The organism is Acinetobacter sp. YH16051, assembly GCF_013417135.1.
Lineage (GTDB): Bacteria > Pseudomonadota > Gammaproteobacteria > Pseudomonadales > Moraxellaceae > Acinetobacter > Acinetobacter towneri.
The window spans coordinates 1-14,073 of sequence record NZ_VPEN01000026.1 but is presented as its reverse complement, the minus strand read 5'-3'; the positions used below and the strand labels follow the sequence as shown (position 1 = coordinate 14,073).

The following is a 14,073-nucleotide window of genomic DNA, read 5'->3' as shown; positions in this document are numbered from 1 at the left end:
TTTCAAAGCATCGAGCGATAGTCATCCAAAAATTTCGGAATGGCTATCCAACTGATGCAGTTCTAAAATATCGTCACCAACAAGCCTATAAATCAAGACTAAGTCAGGCTTCACATGACAATCACGACAATTCTTAAACTCTGCACCACCCTTCAAGGGATGATCTAAATATTTTTCAGGCAAAGGATTATTTGCGACTAAACAATCTAATACTTCTGCCCATTCAGCCGTAACCAGTTCTAAATAACGTCTTTTAATATCACGTTTAAAAGAACTGGTTACGATAATCTTACGTTTAGCCATGTGCTTCTTCCGACATAGCTTTAATCGCTTCTTCTACCGTTTCGTACTCGGTGTACTCGCCATTTTCAATCTCTTTTAAAGATTGAAGTAACTTAGCTGCTGCTTTAGGAGTTAAAGCAGTTTCTCGCGCATAGTCAAAAGATAAAGGGATCGCCTTAGTTTTAACGATTTGATTCAAGAACAGTTTGAATGCTTGGGGCATAGTCAAACCGTAGTCTTCTAAAATAGGCGTGACTTGTTCTTTTAACTCTGCTTCTAAGCGCATATTGAAATTGACTGCGGACATGATTTCCTCACTCAAAAAACATTAAAGTAAAGATAATATAAGGCATATTCTTTACTTTTTCATTACTTTTGATGTAATAAATGGTTTCTAACAAATGAATTTCGTATAACCACCATTATGTTAAATGTATAACTTTATAAAGTGTTAATTTTAAAGTCTTCCAATGTTTTGCCTTTTTCTTCTAATAAATTATGAACAAACTCAGGCTCTAATTTCAGCATCAGTTCAATAGCATCATGGATTTTCCAAAATTGTAATTCAGGATGATCTATTATTTGGATTAAATGGTTTTTAATTAAAGGAATATATTCATCGTATTTTTCATCATCAATTAACCAAAATAAGCGACTAATATCAAATGGTTCTGTATTAGATATTTCTATAATCTTTTGTATAGGATGAAATATTTTTATTCTAGCCTGTTCACCAAATCCTAGATCAGCTTGGAATGCCCAATAACGAACAAAAGCTCTAAGTACATGCTGAAGTGTATCATCATAACCATGTAAACGATGATCTATATAACCAACTAATTTATTTTCATTTAATAAATTTACTAATGCATCAAAACCAGAGGATTGTCCCCAATTAGTCAGAAGTTTTGCTGCCTCAAATACAATATTTTCATCAGAAGAATTTAATAAATTTATGACTTGTTCTATACGATCTTCAGGAATATCTTCTGGATCTAAATCTGTTGCATCACATGCGTAATCTGCATGAGTAGGAACGTCATGCAGTAATACAGAAATTTCTTTATTCATTAAGCCACTCATTAATAATTATCTTAAGATTTTCTAAAATTAACATAATACACCTTATACGAAATGCGTTATAATCATCCTTATAATTCAAAGCTGTATTTCCTAGTTGATAGCCCATCTTCCCCAAGTTGGGTTTTTTTTATGATTTTTCACGTTCCACGCCTATTATTTAAGCAATGTTTCACGACTTTGTTCATATTAGTTAAACAATCGTGGTTAATCATAGGGTCTAAAAAAACGGCTCCAAAAGCCCCTTTTCTCCGGCTCCTGTTCAACGTGCTCCGGTACGGGAATCCGCTTATTTTCCGTTTGTTCCGGAGTAGTCAATCCGTCATGTTTCGGCTCAGGTTCTGACCGAGGATCCGTTGCTATATCTTGGCTAGGTTTATGATCGGTAAACGTAGTCATATTGGTTTTTGGAGCTTCTAACAGTCGTTGTATTGCTTCTATTTGATTGTCTTTTGCTTCTAGCTGTTCTCTTTGGAAAACTTCTCGCTCATGTGCAAGTTCTAGCTGTTTTTTAAGTATGTCTACTTGCTGTTTTAGCATGTCTACTTCTGTATCTTTTTGTACCGTAGTAGACTGTAACGTAGTTACATTATTATTTTTATTAGATGGTTCGCCAAATACTCGTATGGCTTCAGATAAATCTATTTTCCCATCACTATTTTTTGATAAATCCCCTTTATTTATACGTTTATAGATACTTTGACGATTCATTCCATAGAGTTGAGCTAATTCAATAACAGATAGTGCTTTCATCATGTAACCCAAGTAAAAGTCTGTATGTCAGTAGACAATATTTAGTAATGTAACGTTACATCAATGATTTAACGATAGCCAACCTTTTCAAGCATGGGAGCAAACTCTTTTAACTTCTCAGAATCTTTAAGCATTTCAGCAATTCTTACTGCGAATTGAGGATAGCTTTCAGTTCCTTGAGAGTATTTACTCATTTCAGGAAGTTCAGATAGCTTATTGGAAAATAAGTGGCGTTGAGAGTCAGTCATTTTTTTTGAAAAAAGATCTAGATTGCCAGATATTGTCTGATTTTCTAATGATTTAGTTTTAGATTTTTTTTGTTTAAAAGAAAAAGAAAAACCAGATATTGAACGGCCTTTTTTATGCTGTTGGTAGGTTGCCTCTATATCTGTTTTTTCGCTAATTTCAGAAATGGCTAAGTCAAGAACTCTAGTTTTAAAGTGATCCATACGCTTGTATTCATTAACACCAATTCCAAGTTGTTCTCTAAAAGTTGCTAATTCAAATACTGGCGTTTTTCCAATAGCTTTCCATTGAATTAATAACTCGTATAATCTTGCTGAATATGTACTGTTAAGCTGGGCTGTTTGGCTTAGTAAATATTGAGTAAAAAAGTCTTTAATACCATCAATTTTACTTATGCCTTGTACAACAGCTAAAGTGAAAACAAGTTCAATAGCCCCTTCATCATCTAGATATTTTACTTGCTGAATCCATCTACTTTTGACTAATTTCCCATCTTCATCAAAGAAGCTAAATCTTCTGTTAAATAAAGAATCCTCTGCTTCTTTCATTCTCTGATAAGCATTTTGCCTTGTTGTCCCAAAAACTTCAGCATATCTCAAAGCATCTATTCGTAAAGGAGTATCTGTACTTAGTCCAGTACCCGTATGTCTAGCATCAACAATGGCTAATTGAACAATATGAAACTCTGATAAAGATAGAGTTTGAAAAGCTTGGTTTAACCGATTGGTTTTTACAACTAATTCTTTTGACATAGACTGAATTGAAATATTTTTATACCCACAGATTATAACAATGTGGGTATAACTGCAACTGTGTAGTTAAGGGTGTAATTAGGAGGGTAACTAAACGTGGGGGAATGGGTAACTAAACGTGGGGGAATGGGTAACTAAACGTGGGGGAATGGGTAACTAAACGTGGGGGAATGGGTAACTAAACGTGGGGGAATACAAAGGTTAGTTATTGAAATTTAATAATTAAAACTAAGTTAAAAACATTTAAAAACCTTAAAATAATTAAAAACCTGAATCATGAAAAATTGCCCTTGGTTTTCGCTTCGTTTCACTCGCTCAAACTCTATTGAATCTCGCTTTCGCTCGATTCGTAGGGGCAATTTTTTGGCTCATCTCGTTGTGACTTTAATAAAAAGCAAAAGCAAGATCAAAAGCAACTCGGAATTCGCTTCGCTCATAAGTTTTTTATGCTCGCTTCGCTCGTTCTAGAAGCAAATTGAATCTGTTCGCACCCTTTGGGATGCTCTGTACCTCAGTCTTAGCAGCAAAGGGGAGCTTGTAGTCAGGGAAAAAGCATGGCGAAAATTTTAATTGAGTCTGGTCGCTCGTAGACACTCGCTCTGGATCTAACGGAAGCATTCAAATTGCACAGATAGAGATAAAAATGAGCCTTATCTCTTTCAACACTTCGCATAAGAATCTCAGAAACATACCAGTTCACTCGCTACTTTCTGTTCTTGAACACGCCTGAAAAGTTCATTCATTTATCAGCATCAGAAAAAAAATTCAAAAACACCACTATCGGGGATTCGTTTTTTTTATTTCTGCTAACGTCAGGTGAATCAGTATTGGAACGCAAGGATACATAGAGACCCCTTTTTTCGCTTCGCTCAAAAATTGGTTCTATGACCTTGTTCAGGGAGACCCCGAAACCCCCCGACCGCCAAGACAAGCTTGGCGGTAAAAAGCAAAAGCAGCATGAGTCGAAAATGAAAACGAGAAACAAAGTTTACAAGGTGAGAATGTCAGATACCGAGCTTCAAAAACTAAGAGATGGGAATGTTGAAAATGTCGCTAGATTCTTGCGTGAGTCAGCTATGGCAGCAGTAGGCGGGAGAGAACAAAAGCATGTTTATACAAAACTTGATCGAGAGTTTTTACTCGAACTTTCAAGAATTGGTAACAACATTAATCAGGTCGCAAAAGCTTTAAATACTGATATTGCTAAAGGTGAGCCGTTTGATGCTGTGAGACTGTTTCACCTGTTGATTGCTATCAATGAAAACCTTGAAGCACTGAGACGAGACTTAAAATGATTGTCGAATTTTTCAGATATGGCGCTGGACTTTCAAAAGGGCCGCTTGATTACTTTCTTGGGAAAAAGCGCGACCGTGAGCATGCAAAAATTTTAAGTGGTAATGAGCAAGAAGTTGCAGGACTTATAGACAGTTCGCCTTTTGCAAAAAAATATACGTCCGGATGCCTGAGTTTTTACGAGAGCGATTTATCAGATGAAGCCAAGCGCAAAATCATGGCCGATTTTGAGCACTGTCTTTTTCCAGGTATGAGTTCAGATCAGTATCGAGTGCTTTGGATTGAGCATCGGGACAAGATAAACGAGGAAACAGGGGAGCGCAGGCTTGAGTTAAATTTCTTGATTCCAAACACTGAAATCCTGACAGGAAACCGGCTACAGCCCTTCTATCATGAGGCCGATATGCCGAGAGTTGATCTGTTTAAGAAGATTATTAACTTTGAGCATCAGTTACATGACCCAGACGATCCGATGTTTCGCCAAGACATCAAAACTAAGAAAAGCCTGCCTAAAAATACCGCAGACATCAAAAGAGTTTTAGATGTAGCAGCAAAAAAACAAATTGAAGAAGGCTTTATTACTGACCGTGAGAGCATGAAACAGTGGCTTATTGATCTTGGGTTAGATGTCACTAAAGAAACAGCAAAAGCCATTTCCATTAGAAATCCTTATGGCGATGAAAACTCACGCCCTATTCGCTTAGAAGGTGCTATTTATGAGCAGAATTTCAGATTTGGAGCAGAGGGCGATAGCCTTACAGCAGAAGCGTCAGAACGATACAGAAGAGAAGCTCGAAAGCGTTATAGAGAAAATCTTCAGCGATACGCAGAACAAATTGACGGCAAGATCCGAGAATTTCAGCAGAAGTATCAGCAAAGAGACGCTGAGCTTGAGAAAGCAGGACATGCAAGCCACGAAAGAGCTAAAGACCCAAATCTTGACCAACAAGGAGGCGTTGAAAAATCAGCAGAGCGAAGCCACGAGCGAGATTATCGAGCAGATTACAACAGACAAGAAGACGTTGCAGAAAGCACATACAGAAGCAATCACCGAAATTCAGGCAGCCTGCCAGAAGCAAGTCGAGAGCTTAGAGGAGATCTTGCAAGAGTCGAACCGCTTACAAGAAGATATAGTGCGCCAAGCGACTTTGAAAAAAGCCCTTATTACGTCAGTTTGGCCGTTGATTATTCTAGTTGGCGTTTTAGTTATGAGCAGTATAGCAACAGGACTTTATCTAAATTACCAAAAAAATCAGTTAAGCCGAATGAACCAGCAAATCGAGGATTTACGAGTGAGGGGAGCAACCTTGAATCTTTTGACTTGCGACAAACAATTGTGCGTACAGATAGACCCGAAAGCTCCGCATTACGAGGGCAATTATCGGGTAATAGTGGAGAAATAGAAGTAAATGAGCAGTCTAGAAGCCCAGCTATTGGGGATTATCGAAGAACAACAACAGCAATTGAAGCAGCAACAGCAGCAGCAAGAGAAGGCCTTGAAGCAGCTGGAAGAGCAGCAGAAAGCACTAGGATTGCACGAGAAAGCCTTGCAGCAACTAGAAGATTACACAGCGATCTTACTCAAAAAGAGCGAGGAAGAAGTGCAGATCGTCAAACGCTATCAGGAAATAGTGAAAAAACTCTCAGAGCAGACAGTCTCAGAGCATTTTTCAGAGGCTTTACAGAACGAATTGGCGACCGTTTTAAAGACGCATGTGACGAAATTGGTGAGTTCTTTAGACGTACAAGAAGAATTGAGAAGCTTGTTAAGGGAGATTTTGCCGAGCCTGGTGCAAGCAGAAATAGAGAAGCAAACGAAGCCACTGGCGAACCAAATCAGCGAGAGAATGAACTCAGTCGAGCAGTATCAACAAAAGTTAGCGGATTTAATCCAGGATATATCTTCAAGGCTCTAGATGAGTTAGATAAGCGCAAAGAGCTACAAGCAAAGCAACGGGCTGCTGAGCGCAGTTCAGGACTGGATTGTGAAATGTAAAGAGGGATTAATGAAATGAAAGATTTGAATATAAATTTGATGAAAGCCAATATCAGGAAACACATTTTGAAAGGCAGAGGTATTGAGTTCTTTAATATGCAGTTCAACGACTGTAATCAGGTTCTCAAATCCCTCAGTTTCCCCGGTATTCATCCGAGCCAACTCTGTCGAGTAGCTCGGATTATGATGCCTACTTTTAAAGAGGAACCCCCCACGATCAGTAAGTAGTTCTAGGGAGCTTATGACGATGTGGGGTGGACTGAGTCCGTTTTACCCAATCTTCCGGATATTCTTGACTGTAAGAATCATAGTAATGACCTGACCAATATTCCTGATTGTCTTCTTGGTATTCGTGATCTTGAGAAAAGTTGTGGGTGCTTTGTTGCGCTACAGCATGTTGCTGAAGTGTCTTTTCAGCTGTTTTTTCCGCCTGATCTAAAGTCATGAAAATATCGAGCAAGGCTTGGCGTTGTTGATGATTCAGAAGTTTAGCGCTTTCGACAATCAGTTGTTTAGCGAGGTTTTTTGGGATGCATGGGTTTGCATCATTGAATTTAATATGCATAGCAGTTTCCTAGATAAGAGTTTAATTATCTCCATCACTTCTCACGGCAATGGAGGCAACTTAACAGGGGTGAGAATACTGAATCTAGGATCAGCCAGCACGAAGCTGCCCTGCTAAGCTACCATAGGGACTGCTTAACAGTAGGCAAAAAAATAGCCGCAAGTGCGACATTTAATTGCACCTAGATTTTATCAGGTTCTCACGCCTGGACACAGATTTTGCTGCGTTAAAATAAGATTATCCAGTAAAAAGCAGGGCGTCAAGGTCCTAATCAGTAGTTCTTATAAAAACTGAAAAAATCTAACTAAAAGGTGTCTATAAAATCGTTGGCTATTCAGTGGCTTACATCTGAATTTCGTATAAGAGATTTTATGTTAAATATGAACCTCAAATGGCAAGACGCTTTATAATCTAGCACCAACTGTAAAATGCCATCGAATATGCATGTTTGATAAGAAGTTTTTTAATACGCCTTTAGGGGTAAAACATATACTCGCTTATGAGCTTTATGTGACTCACGGTCTATATCAAAAAGATATTGCGAAATTCTTAGGGTGTTCAAATAATACTGTTGCCAACTATGTTAAAAAATTAAATAAATATAAGCATTTAAAGGATTTTTCTGTGGTGGTTGAGTCTAAAGAAAATGAGATTAGAAAAGCTTTAGATTGTATAAAAATCCAATCTAAATGAGATAATAAGTGATGTTTTATACATTTGATTGTTAAAGAGTAGTATTTATATGATATCTGATAAAGAGAAAGAAATAATCTTGGAAAAAGCCCAAGATTGGTTTAAGGAAAGTGTTATCCAGAATCACTTACGTAATACAAGGAAGTTGAAAAAAGCATCAAAATTTAAAATTAATGCATTTACTACAACGTATTTAGCTAATTTTTTAATAGGAGATACGACGCCAGAAAGCATTGCTAAGGCATTACTTTATCCTCGTATTTTAGCTACGAGTATAAATACAACTTTTGGTAGAGCTATTCAAAAATTCACAAGTGAAGTCTTAGATAGTTTTGGAAGTACTACAGCTGGTATTGATATTGAATATATAGATAAAGATGATGGGAGAAGAAAATATTGCCAAATTAAAGCAGGACCGGAAACAATAAACTTTAGTGATGTTGAAACATTGCATAGCCATTTTAAGGCTATAAAAAACTTAGCCCGAACTAATAATAAGTCACTTCAAATTGATGATATGGTCGTAGGAATTGTATATGGTGATAGATCACAGCTAAGTGCAAACTATAAAAAACTAGAAAATGATCATCATTATAACATTCTTATTGGTAAAGAATTTTGGACTAAGCTGACAGGTGATGACGACTTTTACGAGGATTTAATAGCTGCAATTAATGAAGTCGCTGAGGGTTTTGATTTTAGTGAGGAATTAGATTTAATAGTAAAAGAATTGGCTCAAGATCCAAAAATTTTAGAGTTATCTTGCATGGCAAACAAAGAAATTTGATACCATTTAGAAAAAGTGTTTAGATGAAAAAACCTGCTTATAAGCAGGTTTTTTCATCTAAATTATTCAACATTTCGATCAATCTCTTTCCGACAGCATACGCAAGATTGACAGGAACAGCATTTCCGATTTGTTTATAAATTTGGGTTGGTGAACCTTGGAAGATCCAACTATCGGGAAATGTTTGAATACGTGCATACTCTTTAGTGGTTAAAGGGCGATTTTCGCTAGGATGGCAACGCTCTGTTTGCTTCTGAGCTGGAGCACAGGTTAAGGTTAAACTTGGCTCATCCCAAGATAAACGTCGTGCCATACCCGTTTTACCACCACCAAGATAAAAGCTACCTTGCATATATTCTTTTTGGAGTTCTAAAGGAAGATCTCGCCAATATCCACCTTCTGGAACATAAGACATGATTTCAGCTTTTCTCTGAGGATATTTTTGGCCTACAGAATCAGGAACATCAGTCTCGTATAACTCTCCAGCCTTAAAGGCATCTCGTAGATTAAGAATTCGATGATATGGAGATGGTTTTTCAAATACAGCTTTATGAGCTAGATCTTTACGAACTCCAATAATTATGAGACGTTCACGCTTCTGGGGGGTTTTATAGAACAAAGCTTTATAGATGTCTTTTTCAATAATCTCATAGCCTAGTTCTTCTAGAATTGAAATGATGGTTGTGAGGGTTTTTCCATTATCATTCTCAGCTAATCCTTTTACATTTTCAGCTAAGAAAACTTTAGGTTGAATTTCTTTGATAGCTCTAGCCATCTCAAAAACTAATGTTCCTCGGATATCTTCAAAACCTAACTGTTTGCCTGCATAGGAAAAAGGCTGGCATGGGAATCCACCTGTTAATAAGTCAACTTTTCCTTGTAAGTGACTAAAGTCAACATTAGCAATATCATCTTCAACGACATTCCATTCAGGTCTATTAAATCTTAAAGTTTGACATGCAAATTTATCTTTCTCATTTAATAAAACTGATTTGAAGCCAGCTTTTTCCAAACCTAAAGCTAATCCACCTGCTCCTGCAAATAACTCGACAAGAGAAAATTCTCTAATTGGAGTTATTTTTTCTTGTTCTTTCCATGAGCTATTAAACATTGCAGAAAATTCAGGAAATTGAATTAACTGTTCTTTTTTATATGGTTTTTTGTGGATTTGAGGATCTAGAATAGGAACAAGTTTTCCATTCTTCGCCCATGATTCAATATTCCTTTTAGAAACTGATAAGGCATCAGCAATTGTTTCTGCCGAGAAGCAATCATCAAAGGAAGTAAGTATGTTCATAGGTGCGTTAAGGTTATTACAGAACAAGTCATAAGTTTAACTCGGAAGGAGAGCCAGGTCCACAATTATTTTAGGAGTTTTAATAGTGTCAACGTTTGATAAAGATAAGGTCAAGGAAGTTTTAAGACCTTTAGTAAAATCAGCTTATGAATCTCAAGATTCTGCTGAACAAGATATGTATAGAAATACTATTGATGTTTTTGCCGCTACGATTGAAACAACTATCAAAGATATCTCTATGGAAGAGTGGATGGTGCAGGAAAAACAACGCCAAGTACAAAAAACTCTCCAAAATCAGATAGGAGAGTTGCATCAGGCTGTTCTCGGAACTTTAGATGGAGTACAAAATTTAAAAACAGGAAGCGTTATTGATTTAGATGGAACCGCTAAGGGATTTATCGCTGAGGTAAAAAATAAACATAATACGACTAAGGGTAATCATAAAAAGTCTATCTATGATGATCTTCAAAGTAAGTTACCCGAGGATGAAAGTGTCGTAGCATACTATGTTGAAATTCTTCCAAAAAACGGTAAAAGTTATGATGAAACTTTTACTCCATCTGATAATGTATCCAAAAAGAATAGAGAAGAAAATGAGCGAATTCGTCGAATTGATGGACAAACCTTTTATGAAAAAGTTACAGGGAATAAAGACGCATTAAAGGAACTCTATCAATTACTTCCAGTTGTAACAGCTGAAATTCTAGAAGAAGAATATGAAGAAAAAAGAGATTCTAATAAGTATTTAAATGATAAGGAATTTTCACGTATATACGGTAAAAAATGATTATGCATCTTTTCTAAAATTAACATAATACGAATTATGCGAATCAAATTTTTGGTAATAAAAAACCCCGACATCCTGTCGGGGTTTTTCGTGTTTGGTTGCAAGGTATAACTCCTGTCGTACCTAACCATCCTTGTGCTGATCTTTTTTATTCTTGTTGTTTGGAGCTTCCTGCTCTCTATGGCTTCATCATAAGAAATAACGCTTTGATCAGCTAGAAGCAGATTCCTTAAATTACTGTACGTCAAAGCGTACAAAAATGGCTTAAAAATAGCCCCAGATTTATCCGCAGAAATTGTGGATTTTTTTCAGGCTGAAAGCCTTATAGATTTTAGGTGATTTTCTGTTTTGAGTTTTTTTTGAGCAAAAATGTTGGCAAAAAATATCAAAACCGCTCACAAAAAAGCCGACTTGTTTCAAAATCGGATTTTTGTGCATTTTTGGGTTGGTGTGAATTTTTTAAGTGATTGATATTAAAGTTAATATACAAGTGTATTGCGTATAACCACCATTATGTTAAATGTATAACTTTATAAAGTGTTAATTTTAAAGTCTTCCAATGTTTTGCCTTTTTCTTCTAATAAATTATGAACAAACTCAGGCTCTAATTTCAGCATCAGTTCAATAGCATCATGGATTTTCCAAAATTGTAATTCAGGATGATCTATTATTTGGATTAAATGGTTTTTAATTAAAGGAATATATTCATCGTATTTTTCATCATCAATTAACCAAAATAAGCGACTAATATCAAATGGTTCTGTATTAGATATTTCTATAATCTTTTGTATAGGATGAAATATTTTTATTCTAGCCTGTTCACCAAATCCTAGATCAGCTTGGAATGCCCAATAACGAACAAAAGCTCTAAGTACATGCTGAAGTGTATCATCATAACCATGTAAACGATGATCTATATAACCAACTAATTTATTTTCATTTAATAAATTTACTAATGCATCAAAACCAGAGGATTGTCCCCAATTAGTCAGAAGTTTTGCTGCCTCAAATACAATATTTTCATCAGAAGAATTTAATAAATTTATGACTTGTTCTATACGATCTTCAGGAATATCTTCTGGATCTAAATCTGTTGCATCACATGCGTAATCTGCATGAGTAGGAACGTCATGCAGTAATACAGAAATTTCTTTATTCATTAAGCCACTCATTAATAATTATCTTAAGATTTTCTAAAATTAACATAATACACCTTATACGAAATGCGTTATAATTATCTATAGAAATCAATGCTGTAGTTTCTAGTTTATAGCCCAGTCTCCCATGACTGGGCTTTTTTTATGACTTTTCACGTTCCACGACTATTATTTAAGCAATGTTTCACAACTTTGATTAGCTCCAGTAAATAATTAAAACCTAGATAATAAGAACCTAGCGAGTGTCTACGAGCGATTGAGCATCATCAAAATTTCGCCCTTGCCTTTTCTCTGATTACAAGCTCCCTTTCGATTTTAAAAGGTAGGTACAGAGCATCCCGAATGGGTGCGAACTTTGGAGCTTTTGCTTTTCAAAAAGTATGAGCGAAGCGAATACATTACCAATGCTTTTGCTTTTAGATTTCACAAACATGATTAACTAAAAACTGCCCCACGAAGCGAGGAACGAGCTTCAATAGAGTACGAGCTTTAGCGAGTACCTAGGGCAGTTTGCACTCCCCTCTCGAAAGGCTTTTAATTATTTTTAAAGCTTTTAATGCTTTTAGACAGGTTGAAACCCTTGTGTAGTAAGTGTTACAGACTATATAAACGGACATTTGCTCTTGTATAAACGGACATTTGCTCTTGTATAAACGGACATTTGCTCTTGTATAAACGGACATTTACTCTTAATTAAAGGACGTTATAAATATTGACCTTAAAAAGATATTAGATTACATTGTCCTTTAATTAGATAATAATAAGTTCTTCTTATGAAAAATAGTTTAGTCGTGAAAGATAATGCTCTAATAAATGCCAGTTACAACCTAGAGCTAACGGAACAACGTTTGATCATGCTAGCTATCATTAATGCTAGAGAATCGGGACAAGGAATCACTGCGGATAGTAAACTGGAAATACATGCTAGTGACTACGCCAAGCTATTCAATGTATCTGCCGATGCGTCATATAAAGCTTTGAGAGAAGCTGTAAATAATCTGTTTAATCGTCAATTTAGTTATACAGCCGAATATAAAAAAACAGGCAAAGTCGGCATTGTTCGATCTCGCTGGGTAAGCCGTATATTTTATGTAGATGACCTAGCATTGTTAGAAATTACTTTTGCTCCTGATGTAGTGCCTTTAATCACACGATTGGAAGAACACTTTACAAAATATGAAGCTAAACAAGTTGCTCACCTAACCAGTAAATACGCCACTAGGCTTTATGAATTGCTGATTGCTTGGCGTGAAGTTGGAAAAGTTCCACAACTAGAACTTAGTGAGTTTAGAAATAGATTAGGTCTTGTTGATAGTGAATACACCGCCATGAGTGACTTCAAAAAGCGTGTGCTTGAACCATCAATTAAACAAATTAATGAGCATACTGATATTACTGTAACGTATGAACAGCATAAAAAAGGACGGATCATTTCAGGTTTTTCTTTCAAATTTAAGCAAAAACAACAGCCAAAAGTTGAAGCAAAAAGAGATCCAAACACGCCTGATTTTTTTATAAAAATGACCGATGCACAACGCCATTTATTTGCGAATAAAATGTCTGAAATGCCTGAGATGGGAATATATTCACAAGGTACAGAAAGCTACCAACAATTTGCTATTCGTATCGCTGATATGCTTTTAGAGCCTGAAAAATTCAGAGAGCTTTATCCAATTTTAGAAAAATCAGGATTTCAGCCATGATTAAATTAAATAACCTATCAACCGATCTAAAGCATGTGACCGTTGAATACCTCGACATCGTAAATTATGAAATTGCGAGGGAAAATATATGCGGTTATATCTTCCTATTATCCCGACTATCCAAAGATGCCGAACCCACCGAAAAAATGCAGATGGAAAGCAAAATACAGGACTTAATTTACTATCGAGATAATTTGCAGATAGAAGACAAGGACAATATTCAAAAGGTTTTAAATACGCTCATTCCAGAGTATCAAGCCGAACAAAACAACCAAATAGCGAAGAAAAATTAGGCTTCAATGTCGGGCAAATCAAAAAGCTGTCGATCTCTATTTTCTGTTAAATACTCGTTGAGTTCAGCGAGTATTTTTTCTTTATTGGCTTCATTCTGCATTTTTTTAATCAAATAAGAACCGAGCAGAATTTTACGCCGAGTATCATCTTTTCGTTGCTGTTCCTTTTGCTTGGTACGTTCTCTTGCTTCGATAGCTTGTTTCTGTGCTTTTAACTGTTTCAGTTTCTCTAACTGGGCTTCAATTTTCTTTTCGATATTTTCAGCAGATTTAGTCATAACGGTTAATTTCGGAATATAGAAAACCACTCAAGCATAAGACCCTATGAATTGAAATTCAAGCGGGTAATATGCTATCGTGTTTTTCATGAAATGCGCACTTACGACTTG

The 14,073-nt window shown here is 36.1% G+C and carries 16 protein-coding genes; 7 read left to right on the top strand and 9 right to left on the bottom strand.

The genetic code is table 11. The annotated features are described in order from the left end of the window. Nucleotides 1–21: 21 nt before the first annotated feature. The 5 genes from FTV41_RS12860 to repM (FTV41_RS12840) all read right to left on the bottom strand — a co-directional run bounded on the left by FTV41_RS12860 (nucleotide 22) and on the right by repM (FTV41_RS12840) (nucleotide 3,113). Nucleotides 22–303: a type II toxin-antitoxin system YafQ family toxin gene (locus FTV41_RS12860; RefSeq protein WP_001129137.1), complete on the bottom strand. Its 282-nt coding sequence runs from the start codon at nucleotides 301–303 to the stop codon at nucleotides 22–24. After that, complete coding sequence (locus FTV41_RS12855) at nucleotides 296–589, bottom strand: type II toxin-antitoxin system RelB/DinJ family antitoxin (protein WP_001277151.1); 294 nt, start codon at nucleotides 587–589, stop codon at nucleotides 296–298. The genes FTV41_RS12860 and FTV41_RS12855 overlap by 8 nt, the downstream gene beginning before the upstream one ends. Before the next feature lie 134 nt (nucleotides 590–723). Beyond that, on the bottom strand, nucleotides 724–1,353 hold the full coding sequence (locus FTV41_RS12850) for a hypothetical protein (protein ID WP_078194520.1): 630 nt from the start codon (nucleotides 1,351–1,353) through the stop codon (nucleotides 724–726). 216 nt (nucleotides 1,354–1,569) lie between these two features. After that, entirely contained in the window at nucleotides 1,570–2,115 is a 546-nt protein-coding gene (locus FTV41_RS12845; RefSeq protein WP_171325022.1) for a plasmid replication DNA-binding protein, read from the bottom strand. Nucleotides 2,116–2,183: 68 nt separating this feature from the next. Continuing rightward, entirely contained in the window at nucleotides 2,184–3,113 is a 930-nt protein-coding gene (gene repM / locus FTV41_RS12840) for a replication initiation protein RepM (RefSeq protein WP_086222692.1), read from the bottom strand. Between the two features lie 968 nt (nucleotides 3,114–4,081). Between repM (FTV41_RS12840) and mobC the strand changes: the two genes are divergently transcribed. Next, nucleotides 4,082–4,408, top strand: a complete 327-nt coding sequence (gene mobC / locus FTV41_RS12835; protein WP_179996665.1) for a plasmid mobilization relaxosome protein MobC — start codon at nucleotides 4,082–4,084, stop codon at nucleotides 4,406–4,408. Continuing rightward, complete coding sequence (locus tag FTV41_RS12830) at nucleotides 4,405–6,402, top strand: relaxase/mobilization nuclease domain-containing protein (protein ID WP_179996664.1); 1,998 nt, start codon at nucleotides 4,405–4,407, stop codon at nucleotides 6,400–6,402. The genes mobC and FTV41_RS12830 overlap by 4 nt, the downstream gene beginning before the upstream one ends. A 217-nt stretch (nucleotides 6,403–6,619) precedes the next feature. Here FTV41_RS12830 and FTV41_RS12825 read toward each other — a convergent pair whose 3' ends face one another. Then, nucleotides 6,620–6,967 carry a hypothetical protein gene (locus FTV41_RS12825; RefSeq protein WP_070155624.1) on the bottom strand — a complete coding sequence of 116 codons (348 nt, stop codon included), beginning with the start codon at nucleotides 6,965–6,967 and terminating at the stop codon, nucleotides 6,620–6,622. Between the two features lie 444 nt (nucleotides 6,968–7,411). Between FTV41_RS12825 and FTV41_RS12820 the strand changes: the two genes are divergently transcribed. Next, the gene (locus FTV41_RS12820; RefSeq protein ID WP_179996663.1) at nucleotides 7,412–7,660 is read left to right on the top strand and encodes a helix-turn-helix domain-containing protein; all 249 of its coding nucleotides are present in this window, start codon (nucleotides 7,412–7,414) and stop codon (nucleotides 7,658–7,660) included. Between the two features lie 49 nt (nucleotides 7,661–7,709). Next, on the top strand, nucleotides 7,710–8,447 hold the full coding sequence (locus FTV41_RS12815; protein WP_179996662.1) for a PmeII family type II restriction endonuclease: 738 nt from the start codon (nucleotides 7,710–7,712) through the stop codon (nucleotides 8,445–8,447). A gap of 37 nt (nucleotides 8,448–8,484) precedes the next feature. On the opposite strand, the gene dcm is transcribed toward FTV41_RS12815, so the two are convergent. Beyond that, nucleotides 8,485–9,744, bottom strand: a complete 1,260-nt coding sequence (gene dcm / locus FTV41_RS12810; RefSeq protein ID WP_179996661.1) for a DNA (cytosine-5-)-methyltransferase — start codon at nucleotides 9,742–9,744, stop codon at nucleotides 8,485–8,487. Between the two features lie 85 nt (nucleotides 9,745–9,829). Here dcm and FTV41_RS12805 point away from each other — a divergent pair, with 85 nt between their 5' ends. After that, complete coding sequence (locus FTV41_RS12805) at nucleotides 9,830–10,531, top strand: Eco47II family restriction endonuclease (RefSeq protein WP_179996660.1); 702 nt, start codon at nucleotides 9,830–9,832, stop codon at nucleotides 10,529–10,531. A gap of 530 nt (nucleotides 10,532–11,061) precedes the next feature. On the opposite strand, the gene FTV41_RS12800 is transcribed toward FTV41_RS12805, so the two are convergent. Continuing rightward, complete coding sequence (locus FTV41_RS12800) at nucleotides 11,062–11,691, bottom strand: hypothetical protein (RefSeq protein WP_078194520.1); 630 nt, start codon at nucleotides 11,689–11,691, stop codon at nucleotides 11,062–11,064. Nucleotides 11,692–12,461: 770 nt separating this feature from the next. On the opposite strand from FTV41_RS12800, the gene repM (FTV41_RS12795) reads away from it, so the two are divergent. Next, nucleotides 12,462–13,391 (top strand): replication initiation protein RepM, encoded by a 930-nt coding sequence (repM, locus tag FTV41_RS12795; RefSeq protein ID WP_152872916.1) that lies wholly within the window; start codon nucleotides 12,462–12,464, stop codon nucleotides 13,389–13,391. After that, entirely contained in the window at nucleotides 13,388–13,684 is a 297-nt protein-coding gene (locus tag FTV41_RS12790) for a hypothetical protein (RefSeq protein ID WP_179996659.1), read from the top strand. The genes repM (FTV41_RS12795) and FTV41_RS12790 overlap by 4 nt, the downstream gene beginning before the upstream one ends. Here FTV41_RS12790 and FTV41_RS12785 read toward each other — a convergent pair. Beyond that, the gene (locus tag FTV41_RS12785) at nucleotides 13,681–13,962 is read right to left on the bottom strand and encodes a hypothetical protein (protein ID WP_005254311.1); all 282 of its coding nucleotides are present in this window, start codon (nucleotides 13,960–13,962) and stop codon (nucleotides 13,681–13,683) included. The two genes, FTV41_RS12790 and FTV41_RS12785, sit on opposite strands and share 4 nt — an antisense overlap. Nucleotides 13,963–14,073: the final 111 nt, after the last annotated feature.